The sequence below is a fragment of the Agromyces indicus genome, assembly GCF_031432295.1.
Taxonomy (GTDB): domain Bacteria; phylum Actinomycetota; class Actinomycetes; order Actinomycetales; family Microbacteriaceae; genus Agromyces; species Agromyces indicus.
Map to the genome: position 1 here is coordinate 557,606 of NZ_JAVKGS010000003.1, position 16,573 is coordinate 574,178.

General features: G+C 74.1%; 15 protein-coding genes. 5 read left to right on the forward strand and 10 right to left on the reverse strand.

The window, feature by feature from the left end; all coding sequences use genetic code 11:
* Window positions 1-12: 12 nt before the first annotated feature.
* From RH861_RS12535 to RH861_RS12550, 4 genes are read right to left on the reverse strand one after another with little or no spacing between them, the layout of a single operon-like run.
* Window positions 13-432, reverse strand: coding sequence for a molybdenum cofactor biosynthesis protein MoaE (locus RH861_RS12535; RefSeq protein ID WP_067949062.1), 420 nt, complete (start codon window positions 430-432; stop codon window positions 13-15).
* Complete coding sequence (moaCB, locus tag RH861_RS12540; RefSeq protein WP_310521251.1) at window positions 425-1,543, reverse strand: bifunctional molybdenum cofactor biosynthesis protein MoaC/MoaB; 1,119 nt, start codon at window positions 1,541-1,543, stop codon at window positions 425-427. Before moaCB ends, RH861_RS12535 begins: the two co-directional genes overlap by 8 nt.
* Window positions 1,540-2,733, reverse strand: a complete 1,194-nt coding sequence (locus RH861_RS12545) for a molybdopterin molybdotransferase MoeA (protein ID WP_310521252.1) — start codon at window positions 2,731-2,733, stop codon at window positions 1,540-1,542. The genes moaCB and RH861_RS12545 overlap by 4 nt, the downstream gene beginning before the upstream one ends.
* Entirely contained in the window at window positions 2,733-3,860 is a 1,128-nt protein-coding gene (locus RH861_RS12550; protein ID WP_310521253.1) for a HesA/MoeB/ThiF family protein, read from the reverse strand. Before RH861_RS12550 ends, RH861_RS12545 begins: the two co-directional genes overlap by 1 nt.
* Before the next feature lie 128 nt (window positions 3,861-3,988).
* Here RH861_RS12550 and RH861_RS12555 point away from each other — a divergent pair, with 128 nt between their 5' ends.
* Complete coding sequence (locus tag RH861_RS12555; RefSeq protein ID WP_310521254.1) at window positions 3,989-4,699, forward strand: GNAT family N-acetyltransferase; 711 nt, start codon at window positions 3,989-3,991, stop codon at window positions 4,697-4,699.
* Between the two features lies 1 nt (window position 4,700).
* Here the strand turns inward: RH861_RS12555 and RH861_RS12560 are convergent, their stop codons facing one another.
* The gene (locus RH861_RS12560) at window positions 4,701-5,183 is read right to left on the reverse strand and encodes a SixA phosphatase family protein (RefSeq protein ID WP_310521255.1); all 483 of its coding nucleotides are present in this window, start codon (window positions 5,181-5,183) and stop codon (window positions 4,701-4,703) included.
* A complete protein-coding gene (locus RH861_RS12565; protein ID WP_310521256.1) occupies window positions 5,180-6,157 on the reverse strand; it encodes an arginase family protein in 978 nt (325 codons plus the stop codon). The genes RH861_RS12560 and RH861_RS12565 overlap by 4 nt, the downstream gene beginning before the upstream one ends.
* 153 nt (window positions 6,158-6,310) lie before the next feature.
* On the opposite strand from RH861_RS12565, the gene RH861_RS12570 reads away from it, so the two are divergent.
* Together RH861_RS12570 and RH861_RS12575 are read left to right on the forward strand one after the other, a co-directional pair.
* Complete coding sequence (locus RH861_RS12570) at window positions 6,311-8,467, forward strand: copper-translocating P-type ATPase (RefSeq protein ID WP_310521257.1); 2,157 nt, start codon at window positions 6,311-6,313, stop codon at window positions 8,465-8,467.
* A 45-nt stretch (window positions 8,468-8,512) separates the two neighbouring features.
* Window positions 8,513-8,929 (forward strand): MmcQ/YjbR family DNA-binding protein, encoded by a 417-nt coding sequence (locus tag RH861_RS12575; RefSeq protein ID WP_310521258.1) that lies wholly within the window; start codon window positions 8,513-8,515, stop codon window positions 8,927-8,929.
* A 4-nt stretch (window positions 8,930-8,933) separates the two neighbouring features.
* On the opposite strand, the gene RH861_RS12580 is transcribed toward RH861_RS12575, so the two are convergent.
* From RH861_RS12580 to RH861_RS12595, 4 genes are all read right to left on the reverse strand, one after another.
* The gene (locus RH861_RS12580) at window positions 8,934-9,458 is read right to left on the reverse strand and encodes an HAD family hydrolase (RefSeq protein WP_310521259.1); all 525 of its coding nucleotides are present in this window, start codon (window positions 9,456-9,458) and stop codon (window positions 8,934-8,936) included.
* A complete protein-coding gene (locus RH861_RS12585; RefSeq protein WP_067945610.1) occupies window positions 9,455-10,219 on the reverse strand; it encodes a GntR family transcriptional regulator in 765 nt (254 codons plus the stop codon). Before RH861_RS12585 ends, RH861_RS12580 begins: the two co-directional genes overlap by 4 nt.
* 105 nt (window positions 10,220-10,324) lie before the next feature.
* On the reverse strand, window positions 10,325-10,966 hold the full coding sequence (locus RH861_RS12590; protein WP_310521260.1) for a DUF305 domain-containing protein: 642 nt from the start codon (window positions 10,964-10,966) through the stop codon (window positions 10,325-10,327).
* Between the two features lie 77 nt (window positions 10,967-11,043).
* Window positions 11,044-14,415, reverse strand: coding sequence for an efflux RND transporter permease subunit (locus tag RH861_RS12595; RefSeq protein ID WP_310521261.1), 3,372 nt, complete (start codon window positions 14,413-14,415; stop codon window positions 11,044-11,046).
* 126 nt (window positions 14,416-14,541) lie between these two features.
* Between RH861_RS12595 and RH861_RS12600 the strand changes: the two genes are divergently transcribed.
* The gene (locus RH861_RS12600) at window positions 14,542-15,582 is read left to right on the forward strand and encodes a hypothetical protein (protein WP_310521262.1); all 1,041 of its coding nucleotides are present in this window, start codon (window positions 14,542-14,544) and stop codon (window positions 15,580-15,582) included.
* 90 nt (window positions 15,583-15,672) lie between these two features.
* The coding region (locus tag RH861_RS12605; protein ID WP_310521263.1) for a hypothetical protein at window positions 15,673-16,573 on the forward strand (901 nt) is incomplete at its 3' end.

A 16,573-nucleotide genomic window follows, 5' to 3' on the forward strand; every position in this document is an offset into this window, starting at 1 on the left:
CGTCGCGGCGGGTCAGAGGTTGACCCATTCCGTCGCGCCGCCGTCCAGGTGCTGGCGCTTCCAGATGGGCGTGCGCTCCTTGATGCGGTCGACGAGCAGCGCGCACGCGGCGAACGCCTCGGCGCGGTGCGGGGCGGCGACGGATGCCACGAGCGCGACGTCGCCGATCCCGAGCGCACCCACGCGGTGCGCCGCCGCCACGCGCAGCCCCGTCTCCCGGGCGACCTCCGCGCACGTCTCGCGAAGGAATCGCTCGGCGTCGGGGTGCGCGGAGTAGTCGAGCGCGGTGACCGCCGCCCCGTGGTCGTGGTCGCGGATGACGCCCTCGAACGTGACGAGCGCGCCGTCCTGCCGGGTGCAGACGAACGCCTCGATCGCGGCGCGATCGAGCGGTGCGTCGGTGACGAGGGCGAGCACCTCGGGCTCAGGCATGCGGTGCGCCTCCGTGCTCCAGCCGGTCGGCCTCGCCGGAGGCGGTTCCGGCGGCGACGCCGTGGGCGGCGTGACCCGGCCCGTCCTCCGGGTGGCGCGGATGCCGCGGCCGGGGCGCGTGGTCGCCGCCCGCGACCTGGTCGAGCAGGTGCGGCAGCAGGTCGGCGAGCACGGCGAGCCCGTCGTGCACGCCGCCGCGGGAGCCGGGCAGGTTGACGACGACGGTGCGGCCGGCGACGCCCGCGAGCGCGCGGCTGAGGGCCGCGGTCGGGGTCGCGCTGCGACCGGCGGCGCGGATGGCCTCGGCGACGCCGGGCAGTTCCTGGTCGAGCACGGCTCGGGTCGCCTCCGGGGTGCGGTCGCTCGGGTTCACGCCCGTGCCGCCGGTGGTGAGGATCACCGCGGGCGACTCCGCGACGGCCTGCCGGAGGGCGTCGGAGAGGTCGGCGTCGGCGACGACGCGCGGGGCGCCGGGCTCGAGTCCCCGTTCGGCCAGCCAGGCGGCGATCACCGGCCCGGTGGTGTCGTCGGCCGTGCCGGCGGCGGCCCGGGTCGAGGAGACCAGCACGACGGCGCGGCGGGAGGGCGCGGCATCCGTCGGCTCGTCGGCATGGGCCGCGTCGGCACCAATCGTGCCCGCGTCATCCGCTCGCCACACGCCGCGCTTGCCGCCGCGCTTCTCGACCAGGCGGATGCCGCCGAGGCTCGCCGCGGGATCGACGGCCTTCACCATGTCGTGCAGCGTCAGGCCGGCGACGGCGACGGCCGTGAGCGCCTCCATCTCGATGCCCGTGCGGGCGGTCGTCGAGACGGTCGCGCGGATCGTGATCGCCGCGTCGTCGAAGCCGAAGTCGATGGAGACGGCGTCGAGCGGGACGATGTGCGCGAGCGGGATGAGCTCGCTCGTGCGCTTGGCGCCCTGGATGCCGGCGATGCGCGCGGTCGGCAGCACGTCGGCCTTCTTCAGCCCGTCGCTGCGCACGAGGCCGACGACCTCGGCGGTCGTGTCGAGCCGCCCCTCGGCGATCGCGACCCGGCGGGTGACGGGCTTGCCGCCGACGTCGACCATGCGCGCGCGGCCGTCGTCGTCGAGGTGGGTGAGCTCGCTCATAGGTCCACGGTATCGACCGGCTCGCCCGCGTCGAGGGCCTCGACCGCTTCCGGGACGACGATGAGCAGGTCGGAGGCCGCGAGCGCCGCCACGAGGTGCGAACCCGGCCCGCCGACGGGCAGCGCGCGGCCGTCGTCCGTGCGGCGACCGCGGAGGTACTGGCGACGGCCGGGGATCGAACGCACGGGCTCGGCGAGCGGCATCCGCTCGGCGCGCGGGGGCGGGAGGCCGGCCACCGCGCGCAGCGTCGGTGCGACGAAGAGCGCGAACGAGAGCTGGGCGCTCACGGGATTCCCGGGGAAGCCGATGACAGGCACCCCGCGGTACACCGCGGTCGCCTGCGGTCCGCCCGGTTGCATCGCCACTGAGCCGACCCACGCGCCGAGCGGCTCGAGCAGCTCGCGGACGACCTCGTAGGCGCCCTGCGAGATGCCGCCGCTGGTCAGGATGAGCTCGGCGCCCGCCGCGACGGCCGCGTCGAGCTCGGCGCGCAGGCCGTCGACGTCGTCGCGCACCCGCCCGGCGTGGACGACCACGGCGCCGGCCGCCCGGACGGCCGCCTCGAGCGCGACGCCGTTCGCGTCCGGGATCTCGCCCGGCCCGAGCGGCTCGCCGGGTGCCACGAGTTCGCTGCCGGTGCTCACGACCGCCACGCGCACGCGCTCGCGCACGAGCAGGCGGGTGAGACCGGATGCCGCGGCGGCGGCGAGGTGCCGCGGGGCGAGCCGCACGCCCGCGGGCAGCACGTCGTCGCCCGCCGCGAGGTCGGAGCCGGCTTCGCGCACGTACTCCCCCGCCGCGCGGGCCCGGAGGATGCGCACGCCGTCGCCGTCGGGCTCGGTGTCCTCGACCGGCACGACCGCGTCGGCGCCGTCGGGCACGGGCGCGCCCGTCATGATCCGCACGGCGGTGCCCGCCGCGAGCGCCGCCGGCGCGCCGGGGGCCGCGGCGACCTCGCCGGAGATCGGGAGGACCACCGGCGCGTCGGCCACGTCGGCCGCGCGCACCGCGAACCCGTCCATCTGCGAGTTCCGGAACGGCGGCAGGTCGAGCGGCGACTCCACGGGCGAGGCCGTGATCCGCCCCAGCGCGTCGGCGAGCGCCACGACCTCCGAGGGGCGCGCGCCGAGGGGCGCGAGCAGCGACCGCACGAAGCGGGCGTGCTCCTCGACCGGCATCCGCTCGCCCATCAGTACCGCACCACGCCCTCGTCGACGGTGCGCGACCAAGCGTCGATGCCGCCCGTGAGGTTGCGCACGTCGGCGAAGCCCGCGCCCGCGAGCATGCGCGCGGCGTACTCCGATCGCACCCCGAGGTGGCAGTACACGACGACGGATGCCGCGGGGTCGAGCTCGCCGAGCCGATCGCCGAGCTCGCCCAGGGGGATGAGCACCGACCCGTCGATGGCGGCGATCTCGACCTCCCACGGCTCGCGGACGTCGAGGAGCACGGGCGCCGCGCCGTCGGCGAGCTCCGCTGCGAGGGATCGGGCATCGACATCGGCGGTCGCAGGCCTCGGGCGAGGCGCGTCCGATCCTCCACGACCGGCGGTGGCTCGGGCGGGGTCCGGGGTGCCGTCGTGGGAGGCGACTGCGGCATCGCGGCGATACGCGATCTCCCGGGTGCGGCCGGAGAGCGCGTCGTAGACCGCGACCCGCCCGAGGAGCGGCTCGCCGATGCCCGTCAGCACCTTGAGCGCCTCGGTCGCCATGAGACCCCCGGTCACGGTGCACACCGACGGGAGGATGCCGTCCACCTCGCAGCTCAGCCCGGCGTCGGCCGGGGGCTCGGGGAAGAGGTCGCGGTACGACACGCCGCGCGCGTCCCAGCACACGCCGACCTGCCCGCCGAACCGCGCCGCCGAACCCCACACGAACGGGATGCCGGCGCGGGCCGCCGCGGCGTCGGCGGCGTAGCGGGTGCCGAGGTCGTCGGTGCCGTCGACCACGAGGTCCGCCCCGGCGAGGAGTTCGTCGGCGCGCTCGTCGTCGAACCGGTGCGGCACGGCGACGACCTCCGTGTCGGGCGACAGCGCCGCCGCGGCATCCGCCGCCGAGTGGACCTTGGGCCGGCCGACGTCGGCCGGTTCGTGCAGGAGCTGCCGGTGCAGGTTGGTCTCGTCGACGCGGTCGTCGTCGATGATCGTGAGGCGACCCACGCCGGCCGCGACGAGGATGGGCACGACCGCACTGCCGAGGCCGCCGGCACCGAGCACGACCACGTGCGACTCGGCCAGGCGCTGCTGGCCGGCCGCGCCGAACCCGGGGAGGACGCGCTGCCGCGCGTACCGCGGCGAGGTGGGATCGAGTGGCGGCATGCGTCGATTCTCGCAGCCCGCGGACCACCCCGGACCGGAACGGAACTTGTCAACCCGTCCGACTTGAGGCGCTCTCACAGGCTCGATTCCGGAAGAATAGTGGCAATGCGACCACGAGGGGGCCGCCGATGAGCCGGACGGAAGACGGATCACCGAAGCGCCACGCCGGCTTCGGGGACCTCGTCCGGGCCGCCCTGCCCCGCCGGCCCCGCTTCATGCGCGGGCCCCGGATCGCCGATCCGCTGCGAGCTCCGGTGATCCGGACCGAGCGACTGCTGCTGCGCCCGCACCGGCTCGCCGACGCGCCCACGTGGTATGCGTGGCAGTCCGATCCGGCCGTGATCGAGCATCTCTCATGGCCGCTGCGCACGCGAGCCGAGTCGTACCTGCACCTCATGCACCGCACCCACCACACCCGGCTCGAGCAGCTCAACGACTTCCTCGCGCTCGGCGTCGAGCACGACGGGCGCCTCGTGGGCGACGTGTCGCTGCACCTGCGCTCGCTCGAGCCCGAGACGCGACGGCTCGAGATCGGCTGGCTCGTCGGCCCCGAGTGGCAGGGCCGCGGGTTCGCCAGCGAGGCCGCCGAGGGGATGCTCGGGCTCGCGTTCGACCGCATGCACGCCGCGACGGTCGTCGCCATCATGACGATGGGCAACGAAGCCTCGCACCTACTCGCCCTGCGACTCGGCTTCGAGGAGGCCGGCGAGACCGACGGCGACCGCGTGACGGTGCTCACCGCCGAGCGGTACCGCGCGATGCGCGGCGACCGCGCGACCGGCGAGGCCCCGACGGGCGATGCTGCGATGGGCGACGAGACGATCCCTCCCGCCGCCTGAGTCAGCGCGGGGCGTCGAAGCGGATCTCGACCGGATCGGCGTCGGCGAGCTCGGCCCACGACCGGGCCGAGAAGCGGAACTCCGCCACGGCGCACGTCGGCATGTGCTCGATCTCGGCCGAGAGCCGGAACGCCAGGTCGGACAGGCCCGGGTCGTGCGCCACGACGAGCGCCGTCGAGAGCCCGTCGTCGAGTTCCGCCACGATGTCGAGGATCGTCTCGGGCGACGAGCCGTAGAGCCGCTCGTCGAGGACGACCGCGGCGGGGTCGACGGCGAGCGCGGCCGCGAGCGCCTCGGCGGTGGTGCGCGCCCGCACGGCCGTGCTCGAGAGGATCGCGTCGGGGCTGGTGCCGCGCTCCCTCAGCCGTCGGCCCATCTCGGGGGCGTCGCGCCGGCCGCGGTCGTTGAGCGGCCGGTCGTGGTCGGCGAGCGTCGGATCGGCCCACGCGGACTTCGCGTGACGGACGAGCACGAGGGTCTTCATGCGCCGAGTCTGCCACCGCTCGCCCGGCCCGCGAGACCCGCGGCGAACTCGAGCACGCAGAGCGCGGCCAGGCGCACGGTCCGGCCGTCCGCGGCATCCGTCGTCGCGTCGATCTCGACGAGGTCGGCGCTGCGCACCCGTCGGTCGAGGGCGGCCGCGCGCACGAGCGCCCGCAGCTCCCACGCCTGCAGGCCGCCCGGGACCGACGCCGGGCAGGCCGGCGCGACCGCGCGGTCGCAGACGTCGACGTCGATGTCGAGGTGGACCGGGCCGCCGCCCGCCCCGGCGATCTCGAGCGCCTCGGCCATGACGAGCGACGGGTGCGCGCGGTGGTGCAGTTCGTCGCGGTGCACGACCGTGATGCCGAGCTCCTCGGCCCGTCGCCCGTACGCGACGGAGTTCGCGAAGTCCTGGATGCCGATCTGGACGATCCGGCTCGGGTCGAGGCCGGCCTCGATGAGCCGGCGCACGGGCGAGCCGTTGGAGATGCCGTCCCGGAGGTCGTGGTGGGCATCGATGGTGACAAGGCCGGCCGTGGCGAGGTCGGAACCCCAGGCGCCGAGCGCGGTGGCGACCGTGACCGAGTTGTCGCCGCCGAGCGCCATGAGCGCGTCGGACCGGCCGAGCACCCGGGCCACGCGGGCGCGGGTGACGTCCTCGCCGGCCTCGCCGTCGGGATCGGTCACGTCACCGGCGTCGACGAGGCGCAGCTGGCCCAGGTCGACGCTGCCGGCGGGGCGGTCGGAGCCGAGGTCGCGCGATCGGTCGGGCGCGAGGGCCGGACTGTAGCGATGCAGCGCCGCACGGATCGCGGCGGGGGTGGCATGCGCGGCCGTCGGCGAGAGCGAGGTCCGGAAGGCGGGGACGCCGAGCAGCGCGAGGTCGGCGTGCTCGCCTGCGGCCATCGCGTCGAAGTCGGGCCAGTCGTCCGCGCGCGGCCAGAGCGGATCGTGCGACAGCGCCGTCTCGGTCATGGCCTCGACGGTAGCAACGCGGGAGCCCGCGTCGTCCGCCGCGCGGGGGGCCGATGTCCGCGATCCCGGACGGTCGGGAATGCCCGCGCGGCGGAAACGTTGTGGATCATACCCCCTAGGGGTATAGTTCCTCGCAGAGCAGGGAAGGCCATCATGGATACGCACCCCGAGACCCCCGCACACGATCGCCACGGCGGCGTCGACGCCGCCGCACTGCGCGACGACCACGAGAGCCACTCCGGTCACGATTCGCACGCCGGCCACGATCCGCACGGGGACCACGATCCGCACGCCGGTCACGGCTCGCATGCCGGGCACGCAGGGCACGGCGACCACGTCGGCCAGTTCCGCCGACTGTTCTGGATCATGCTCGTCATCGCCGTCCCCACCATCGGCTTCTCGGGCATGTTCGCGGACCTCCTCGGCTACGAGCTGCCCGACACCCCCATCGTCATGTGGATCCCCCCGGTGCTCGGAACGGTCCTGTACTTCTGGGGCGGCTCGCCGTTCCTCACGGGAGCATGGTCGGAGCTGAAGGCCCGCAAGCCCGGCATGATGCTCCTCATCGGCCTGGCCATCACGGTCGCCTACGTCGCCTCCCTCGGCGCGAGCCTCGGGTTCTTCCCCCACCACCTCGACTTCTGGTGGGAGCTGGCACTGCTCATCGTGATCATGCTGCTCGGCCACTGGATCGAGATGCGGTCGCTCGCCGCCACCTCCTCGGCGCTCGACGCGCTCGCGGCCCTCCTGCCCGACGAGGCCGAGCGCGTCACCGATGCCGGCATCGAGACCGTCTCCCCCGCCGAGCTCCGGCTCGGCGACGTGGTCATCGTCCGGCCCGGTGGCCGCGTCCCCGCCGACGGCGACATCATCGACGGCACGGCGGCGATGGACGAGTCGATGATCACCGGCGAGTCGCGCACCGTGAGTCGGGGTCCCGGAGAGCGCGTCGTGGCCGGTACGGTCGCGACCGACACCGCCATCCGCGTGCGGGTCGCGGCCGTCGGCGACGACACGGCCCTCGCCGGCATCCAGCGGCTCGTCGCCGAGGCGCAGGCCTCGAGCTCGCGCGCCCAGCGCCTCGCCGACCGCGCGGCGGGATGGCTGTTCTGGTTCGCGCTCGTCGCGGCGGCGATCACGGCGGTGGCGTGGGCCGTCGTCGGCCTGCCCGACGAGGGCGTCATCCACACCGTGACCGTGCTCGTGATCGCGTGCCCCCACGCGTTGGGCCTCGCCATCCCGCTCGTCGTGCAGATCGCGACCGAGCGCGCGGCCCGCGGCGGGGTCCTCGTGACCGACCGACTCGCGCTCGAGACGATGCGCACCGTCGACGCCGTGCTGTTCGACAAGACCGGCACGCTGACCCGCGGCGAGCCCGCGGTGACGGATGCCGCGGCCGCCCCCGGCCACCACCTCGACGAGGTGCTCGCGCTCGCCGCCTCCGCCGAGCACGACTCGGAGCACCCGCTCGCGAAGGCCGTCGTGGCCGACGCCGAGCACCGTGGACTGCGTCTTCGCGCGGCATCCGGCTTCGCGGCGTCGGCCGCCGTGGGCGTGACCGCGCGCGTCGACGGCCGGGAGGTGCACGTGGGCGGTCCCGGGCTGCTCGCCCGCGAGGGCCTGCAGGCGCTCCCCCAGTCGGCCGACTGGGCCGAGCGCGGGTCGACCGTCCTGCACGTGGTCGTCGACGGCGAGGTGGCGGGCGCTCTCGCCCTGGCCGACGAGGTGCGTCCCGAGTCGCGCGAGGCCGTCGACGCGCTGCACGCGCTGGGCATCCAGGTCGTGATGATCACGGGCGACGCCGAGCCGGTCGCGCGCACGGTCGCCGCCGACCTCGGCATCGACCGGGTGTTCGCGGGCGTCCGCCCCGAGGACAAGGCCGCGAAGGTGCTGGAGCTGCAGCGCGAGGGCCTGTCGGTCGCGATGGTCGGCGACGGCGTCAACGACGCCCCCGCCCTCGCGCAGGCCGATGTCGGCATCGCTATCGGCGCGGGTACGGATGTCGCGATCGCCTCGGCGGGCGTCATCCTCGCCTCGAGCGACCCGCGTTCGGTGCTGTCGGTGATCGAGCTCTCGCGCGCGTCGTACCGCAAGATGCAGCAGAACCTGTGGTGGGCGGCCGGGTACAACCTCGTGTCGGTCCCCCTCGCGGCGGGCGTGCTCGCCCCCATCGGGTTCGTGCTCCCGATGTCGGTGGGAGCGATCCTCATGTCGCTGTCGACGATCATCGTCGCCGCGAACGCGCAGCTGCTGCGCCGGCTCGACCTGCGCCCCGAGGCGTCGGCTCGGGCGGTGCTCGAGCGCGCCTAGCACCGCCGCCTCACGTCGTCGGGGGTGCGCCATAGGCTCGACGGCGTGGCCACCCTCGACGACGTCCGCCGCATCGCCCGCGCCCTGCCCGGCAGCGAGGAGCGGGCGACGACGGGCGGCGCCGCCTGGTTCGTGCGGGGTCGTCTCTTCGCGTGGGAATGCCACCCGTGGCCGAGCATCCCCGACGACATGCGCGAGATCATCGCGTCCGAGCTCGTCGTCGGCGTCAAGGTGGGCGACCCGGTCGATGCGCGGGCCCTCGTCGAGATGGCGCCCGAGGTGTTCCTGCGCACCACGACCGCGTGGGGCGAGCCCAAGGTGGCGTTCCGGATGGCGCGGATCGATGCCGACCACCTCGGCGAGCTCGTCACCGAGGCCTGGCGCGTGCAGGCGCCGAAGTACCTGCGACGCGAGTTCGACGACGCCGAAGCGGCACGCGGGGCCGACCTCCCGCGCGGCTGACTCGTCAGCGGGCCGGAGCCGCCGGAACCGCGAGGGCGAGGAGGTCGTTCACCGACGAGAGCACCGCGTCGTGCGGCGCCGCCTCGAGCTCGTCCCGGCGGGCCGCCCCCGTGAGCACGCCGACCACCCAGCCCGCACCCGCGGCCCGGCCCGCCTCGAGCACGGGCAGGCCGTCGCCGGCGACGAGCACCTGCCGTACGTCGGACGTGCCGGTGAGCTCCATGGCGTGGTGCACGGCGTAGGGTGCCGGCGGCGCCACGGCCACCTCGTCCGCGCAGACCAGGGCGTCGACGACGCCGAGCCCGTCGGACGCCGCTCCGACCCGCCAGCCCAGCGCAGCCAGGGTCGCCTCGGCCACCGAACGAGTCGCCTCGCACACGAGCGCGACCCGTACACCGCGCCGTCGGAGTTCGAAGACCGTCGCCTCCACCCCGCGGATCGGCTCGGGGGCGTTCGGGAAGCCCGCGGCATCCGTCGACCGGCGCCGGATGGCGGCACCCTCGAAGCCGAGCACGGCGAGCGTGATCACCGGCGCCTCCCCTCGACCGGATGCGATCGACGCAGCGGCGTGCGCCGGTCGACCTCGTTCTCGATCGTGAAGGTCGCCAGCTCGGGACGGTACCGGTCGTCCGCGTACGACAGCGGCCGCCGTGCCGTGTCGAAGGTGATGCGGCGTTCGCGCAGCAGCGGACTGCCCGCGCACACCTCGAGCGCCTCCGCGTCGAGCGGGTTGGCGGCGACCGCGTCGATCGTGTGCCGCGCCCGCCGGAGGTCGACGCCCTTCGCGACGAGGTGCGCGTGCAGCGAACCCCGGTCGGCGTCCATGTCGGCGAGCAGGGCGCCGATGTCGGGGGCGAACGACGTGCGCTCGACCATGGTGGGCACGTCGTCGAGCAGCCGCACGCGCACCACCTGCACCACCGACGCGCCCTCGTCGAGCCCGAGCACCCCGGCCACCGCCGAGGGCGCCGGCCTGCGCGCGGCCTCGATGGTGCGCTGGCCCGGCGTCCGGCCGATCGATCGCGCCCACTCGGTGAAGGACGAGAACGTCGAGAACGGCTGCGAGGGCACCACGCGGGCGACGACCGGCGCGCGGCCGCGACCGCCGACGATGTAGCCCTCCTCGCGGAGCGCGAGCAGCGCCCGGCGGACGGGCCCGCGCGACGTGCCGAACTCGCGGCACAGCGCCGCCTCGCTCGGCAGCCGCATCCCGGCCGTCCAGGTGCCGCGCCCGATGCGCTCGCGGAGCGCATCGTGCACGCGTTCGTGGAGCGGCACCTCGGTCGACATGCATCGAACGTACGGACTCCGCCCGGCCCGTGCGGTGGGCGCGACACGACCGTCCGGTGAAGGTTCGGTGAACCCGCGGAGACCCGGCGCCGCGGTCGGGCGACGTCAGTCGCCGAGCAGCTCCCGCATCTGCTCGATCTCGGCGGTCTGCGATTCGATGATCGACGCCGAGAGCTCGAGCGCCTCCGCGTTCTCCCCGGTCTGCTGGTGCTGCTCCGCCATGTCGATGGCGCCCTCGTGATGCTCGATCATGCCCTCGAGGAACAACCGCTCGCCGTCGGCGCCGTCGGCCGCCTCGATCTCGTCCATCTCCTGCTCCGTGAGCATGCCGTCCATGCCGCCGTGCGCGCCATGGCCGCCGTCCATCATGCTCGGCATGCCCCACTCCTCGAGCCAGGCCTCCATCTGCTCGATCTCCGGCCCCTGGGCGGCCTTGATCTGCTCCGCGAGTTCCACCACCGCCGGGTCGACGCCGTCCTTGGCCAGGATCAGGTCGCTCATCTCGACCGCCTGTTCGTGGTGCGGGATCATCATCTGCGCGAACATGACGTCGCCGCGCGAGAAGTCGTCGCCCGATTGCGAGCTGCCGGGCATGCCGCCCATGCCGTCGCGGTCCCGATCGCGGTCGCCGTCGTTCGTGACGATGACGCAGCCGCTGAGGCCGACGGCGAGGGCGGCCGCCGTGGCGCCGGCGAGGAGGCGGCGCGCGCCAGCGGCGCGGACCGGGTACCGGGTGGACTGGCGCATGGGGAACCTCCGAGGTCGCGTCCGATACCCCTCAGGGTACTCCTTCGCGACCCTCGCTGGCCCGACAGACCTCAGGGCTACTGGCGCACGTCGACGGATGCCGCGGCATCCGTCGCCTCGGCCTGTCGCGCGGCGCGCCTCGCGCGCCGTCGCTCGCGGGACCCCTCGACGAGGTCGTACAACGCGGGCAGCACGAGCAGCGTGAGCACGGTCGACGACAGCAGTCCGCCGATTACGACGAGCGCGAGCGGCTGCGAGATGAACCCGCCGCTGCCCGTGATCCCGAGCGCGAGCGGCATGAGCGCGAAGATCGTCGCGAGTGCCGTCATGAGGATCGGCCGCAGTCGCCGCGAGGCGCCGTGGAGCAGCGCGTCACGGACGGTCATGCCGCGGTCGCGGTACTGGTTCACGAGGTCGATGAGCACGATCGCGTTCGTCACCACGATGCCGATGAGCATGAGCACGCCGACCAGTGACGCGACGCCGAGCGGGATCCCCGTCACCACCTGCAGCAGGATCGCGCCCGTCGCCGCGAACGGCACCGAGACGAGCAGCAGCAGCGGCTGCAACAGCGACCGGAACGTGGCCACCATGACGATGTAGACGATGAGGATCGCGGCGAGGAGGGCGAGCCCGAGCTGGGAGAACGACTCCTGCTGGTCGGCCGTGACGCCGCCGATGGACGCCGAGGTGCCGTCGGGCAGGTCGACCGCGTCGACCGCGGCCTGCACCTCGGCGCTCGCGGTGCCGAGGTCGTCGCCGTCGGGCGTGGCCGCGACGGTCGCGCTGCGCAGCCCCTTCACGGTCGTCACGGAGGCCGGACCCTCGGCCTGCTCCACGGTCGCGAGCGAGTCGAGCCGGACCGTGCCGGTCGGCGTCGGCACCGGCAGGGCCGAGAGCGCCTCGACCGTCGTCGGCGGTTCCTCCGCCGCGAGGTAGATGGTGAGGGTCTGCTCCTCGATCACGATCGACCCCGCCGCCTGCGGCTGCATCGACGCCGAGACGATGCCGCTGAGCGCCGCCTCCGAGTAGCCCGCCTCGGCCGCCGCCGCGCGGTCGACCGAGACCGCGATGTACGGCTGCGACGCCTCGAGGTTCGAGGTGACCTGGGTGAGCGAATCGAGGCCCGCGAGCTCGTCGACCACGGCCTGGGTCGCGTCCCGCAGGTCCTCCTGGTTCGACGCGGTGATGTCGACCTCGATGTCGCTCGAGGCGCCGAACCCGCTCTGCACGGCGAGGGTGATCTCGCCCACGTCGTCGAGCTCCTCGAGTTCGGCGCGCACCTCGGCCTGCAGGGCGGCCTGGTCGGCACCCTCGTCGGTGGTGACGTTGTAGGCGATGGTGTTGCCGCTGCCGCCGAACGCGGCGAGCGCGCCGCCGCCGGTCGACGTGCCGATCGAGGTCTGCACGGTCTCGACGCCCTCGACGCCGCGGATGGCCTCCTCGACCGGCTCGGACGCGCTGGCGAGGAACTCCAGGCTCGAGCCCACCGGCAGCTCCTGGGTCACCCGGAAGGTGTTCTGGCCGCTGTCGCCGAGGAAGTTCGTCTTCATGAACGGCGCGAGCGCGACGGTCCCGGCGAGCACGAACACCGCGGCGATGATCGTGATGGCCGAGTGCCGCAACGTCCACCCGAGCACCGGCAGGTAGCCCTTCTGCAGTCGCGACGGGTGCTCCAGCTCGTCGACCGCGCCGGCGCGCGCGGGTGCAGCGGATGCCGCGGGGCCGGCCGCCGCCGCGCCGGCCTTCGGCCGCAGCCCGGTGCCGCCGTCGGCGTCGCGGAGCTCGGGCGCGAGCCACACGTCGTCGACGAACGCGGCCGCGGCCGCGGCATCCGCTTCGGTCTGGCCCTTCGCGGGCTTGGCCGGCTTGAGGAACCAGTACGCGAGCACCGGCACGATCGTGAGCGACACGAGCAGCGACGCGAGCAGCGCGATGGTGACCGTCAGCGAGAACGGACGGAACAGCTCGCCCGTGACCCCCTCGACGAGCGCGATCGGCAGGAACACCGCGACGGTCGTGATCGTGGAGGCCGTGATGGCGCCCGCGACCTCGCGGACGGCGTGGATGATCGTCGACGCCTTGTCGACGCCCGCGACGTAGTGCCGCTTGATGTTCTCGATGACGACGATCGAGTCGTCGACGACGCGTCCGATCGAGATGGTCAGCGCGCCGAGCGTGAGGATGTTCAGCGTGTAGTCGGCCGCCTGGAGGCCGATGAACGTGATGAGCACCGACGTCGGGATCGAGATGGCGGTGACGAGCGTCGCCCGCACCGACAGCAGGAACACGAGGATCACGAGGACCGCGAACACGAGGCCGAGGGTGCCCTCGACCGCGAGCGTCTCGATGGAGCGTTCGATGTACGGCGCCTGGTCGAACACGACCGTGAACTCGGCGCCGGGATTGGTGGTGTCGAGCGCGGCCTGCAGGTCGGGCAGCGCCGCCGCGATCGCGTTCGAGACCTCGACCGTGTTGGCCGAGGGCAGCTTGGTGATCGAGATGGCGAGCGCGGGCTCGCCGTTCACGCGCGAGATGCTCGCCTGCGGGTTGGCCGTGAGCTCGACGGAGGCCACGTCGCCGATGGTCAGGGCGACGGGCACGGCGACCGTGTCCGTGCCGGCGTCGACGCCGGGGACGCCCTCCACGCCCGGGAAGGCGCCGTCGCCTTCGGCCTCGGGGAACTCCGGCGCCGGCTGCTGCTCGGTCGCGCCGAGCAGCGGAAGCGCGGCGACCTCCTCGACGCTGCCGAGCCGCGTGCCCGCCTGCACCGCGAACGTCGAGTCGCCCTCGGTGATCTGGCCGGCGGGCAGGAGGACGCCGCTCTGGGCGAGCGCGTCGCGGATGGCCTGCGTGGTGAGCCCGTACTGCGCGAGCGCCGCCGGGTCCGGCGTGATGACGACCCGTCGTCCCTGGTCCCCGACGAGGGTCGCGTCGCGCACGCCGTCGATGTCGCGGAGCTCGGGCAGCGTCGTGCGGGTGATCTCGTCGGAGAGCGTCGACGGGTCGTCGGCCCCGGTGACGGCCACGGCGGTGACGGGCAGGTCGTCGAAGCTGAACGCGATGACCTGCGGATCGACGTCGTCGGGCAGTTGGGGCGCGATCCGGTTCACCGCCGAGAGCAGCTTCTGCTCGGCGAAGGCGAGATCGGTTCCGAAGGTGAAGCTCGCGACCACCCGCGAGACGCCCGTCGAACTCGTCGTCGACGTGGAGTCGAGGCCGCTGATGCCCTGGATCGCCGTCTCGATCGGCGTGGAGACGTCGGCGTTCACGACATCCGGCGACGCCCCGGGGTAGGCGGTGACGATGCTCAGCTGCGGCAGCTGGATCGAGGGCGCCAGTTCCTGCTTCAGATTCGTGAGCGCGATGCCCCCGAAGATCGCGACCACGATCGTGACGAGCGCGATGAGGGCGCGGTTTCGCATGCTGAGCTTCGCGAGCAGGGACATGGTGTCGATTCTCGCAGCGAGGAAGCGCCCCGAAGTCCTCCGAAAGTGGGATTCGATCCCTGAGGGGGTGGAATCCCATCCGAATGGACGGTAACCTCCGAATCACGTATGACCAGGGGGTGGCGCATGCGAACGGCGATCGCGGTGAACCGCATGCCGCTGCTGCGCGCCGCGCTGCTCGGCTCGGGGCTCGCGGCCGCGTGGGTCGTCGTGAGCCTCGCCGCCGGCCCGTCGAGCGCATCGGCCGAAGAGGACCCCAAGGGCCTCCTCGGAACCGTCGGCTCCGTGGTCGGCACCGTCGGCGGCACCGTCGACACGGTGGTCGACGAGGTGGTCGACCCCGCCGTCACCTCGGTCACCGCGCCCGTCACCACGGCCGTGGAGGTCGTCCAGCCGGTCGCTCCGGCGCCCGCGCAACCGGTGGTCGAGGCGGTTCCGGTCGTCGTCGACACGGTGACGGATGCCGCATCCGGCGCGGTCGACGACGTGGATGCCGTGGCATCCGAGACGGTCGCCGAGGTCGCCGGAACCGTGGGCGACGTCGCGGGCTCGAGCCCGGTCGGCTCGCTCGTCGACACGTTGGACGCCACGGTCGGGCTGGTGCCGATCGTCGGGCCGGTGCTCGGCGACGCCCCTCTCGACGAGCTCCTGGGCCCGGTCGCGGGCGGAGTCGACGACGCGCTCGGGACCGTCGTGGGTCGCTTCGGCCCGCTGCCCGATGGCGGCGTGCTCCCCTCGCTTCCCGACCTCGGCATCGCGCCCGGGTCGACGGACATCGTCGTACCGCTCCCGGTGGGGACCGGCGGTCCGGTACTCGTCGTGGCGGAGTCGAGCGTCGGCGTGCAGTCCGGCGCACCGCCGGGCGACGACTCGGCGACTCCCGCGGCGGCCCCGACCTCCGACTCCGGTCCGCCGGGCACCGCACCGCCGCTCGGCGCGCTCGCGCCGGCCCCCGGTCTCGCCGGGGGCGCCGCCGACGCGCCGTTGGGCGCCGGCACGCCCGCGGGCGGTTCGACCTCCGGTTCGGCGGGATCCGGCGGCATCGCCGGCTCCGACGCGGCCTCGGCCGCCCACGATCTCGACGCCGTGGCGTCCCTGGTGCTCCACGCGGTCGACGACGCACTGCCGTCGTCGCCGGTCTACGACACCGACACCACCCCTGACTGACGGGTGCCGTTCCGCCGCTCCGCCGGCGGAAGACGGTCGCCGCTGCCATCCGGCAGCGCGCACACCCAACCAAGTTCAGGAGTAGGAATCATGAAGCGATACGTTTCGAGGGCGCTGTACGCGACCCTCTTCACCGGGGGGCTCATGCTCCTCGGAGCGGGCGTGGCCCACGCCTCGGAGACGACCGGCGAGGACGGCATCGCCTCCGGCACGCAGGCCGGGATCGCCGTCGAGCTGCCCGTCACCATCGGCGGCAACGCGATCTCGGTGGCCGGCGACTCGACGTCGTCGGACGCCTCGACGGGCGCGTCGACGGGTGACGCCGGTTCCGGCGGTTCCCAGCCCGTGGCCGTGACCTCGGGTGAGGACGGGGTCGGGTCCGGCAGCCAGGCGATCGTCGAGGTGGCCGTGCCGGTGACCGTGAGCGGCAACGCCGTCTCGGTCGCGGGCGACTCCTCGTCGAGCGGCGCGAACACCGAGACCTCGTCGAGCGGCGGTTCGGGCGGCACGGATGCCACCACCAGCGGTGAGGACTCGGTCCTCGGCGGCACGCAGGGCGTCGTCGACGTCGCGGCACCCGTCACGGTCGGCGGCAACGCGATCTCCGTGATCGGCGACTCGTCGTCGGAGGGCGCCGAGACCGGCACCACCACCGGCACGGGCACCGGCAACGGCTCGGACGCCGGCACCAACGGTGAGGACTCAACCCTCGGCGGCACCCAGATCGTGCCCGGCGTCACCGCGCCGGTCACCGTCGGCGGCAACGCCATCTCCGTGATCGGCGACTCCTCCTCGGAGGGCGCCGGCACCGCGGTCCAGCCCGGCACGGGCACCGGATCCGGCTCGGACGCCGGCACCAACGGTGAGGACTCCATCCTCGGCGGCACCCAGATCGTGCCCGGCGTCTCGCTCCCGATCACGGTCGGCGGCAACGCGATCTCCGTGATCGGCGACTCCTCCTCGGAGGGCGCCGGCACCGCGGTCCAGCCCG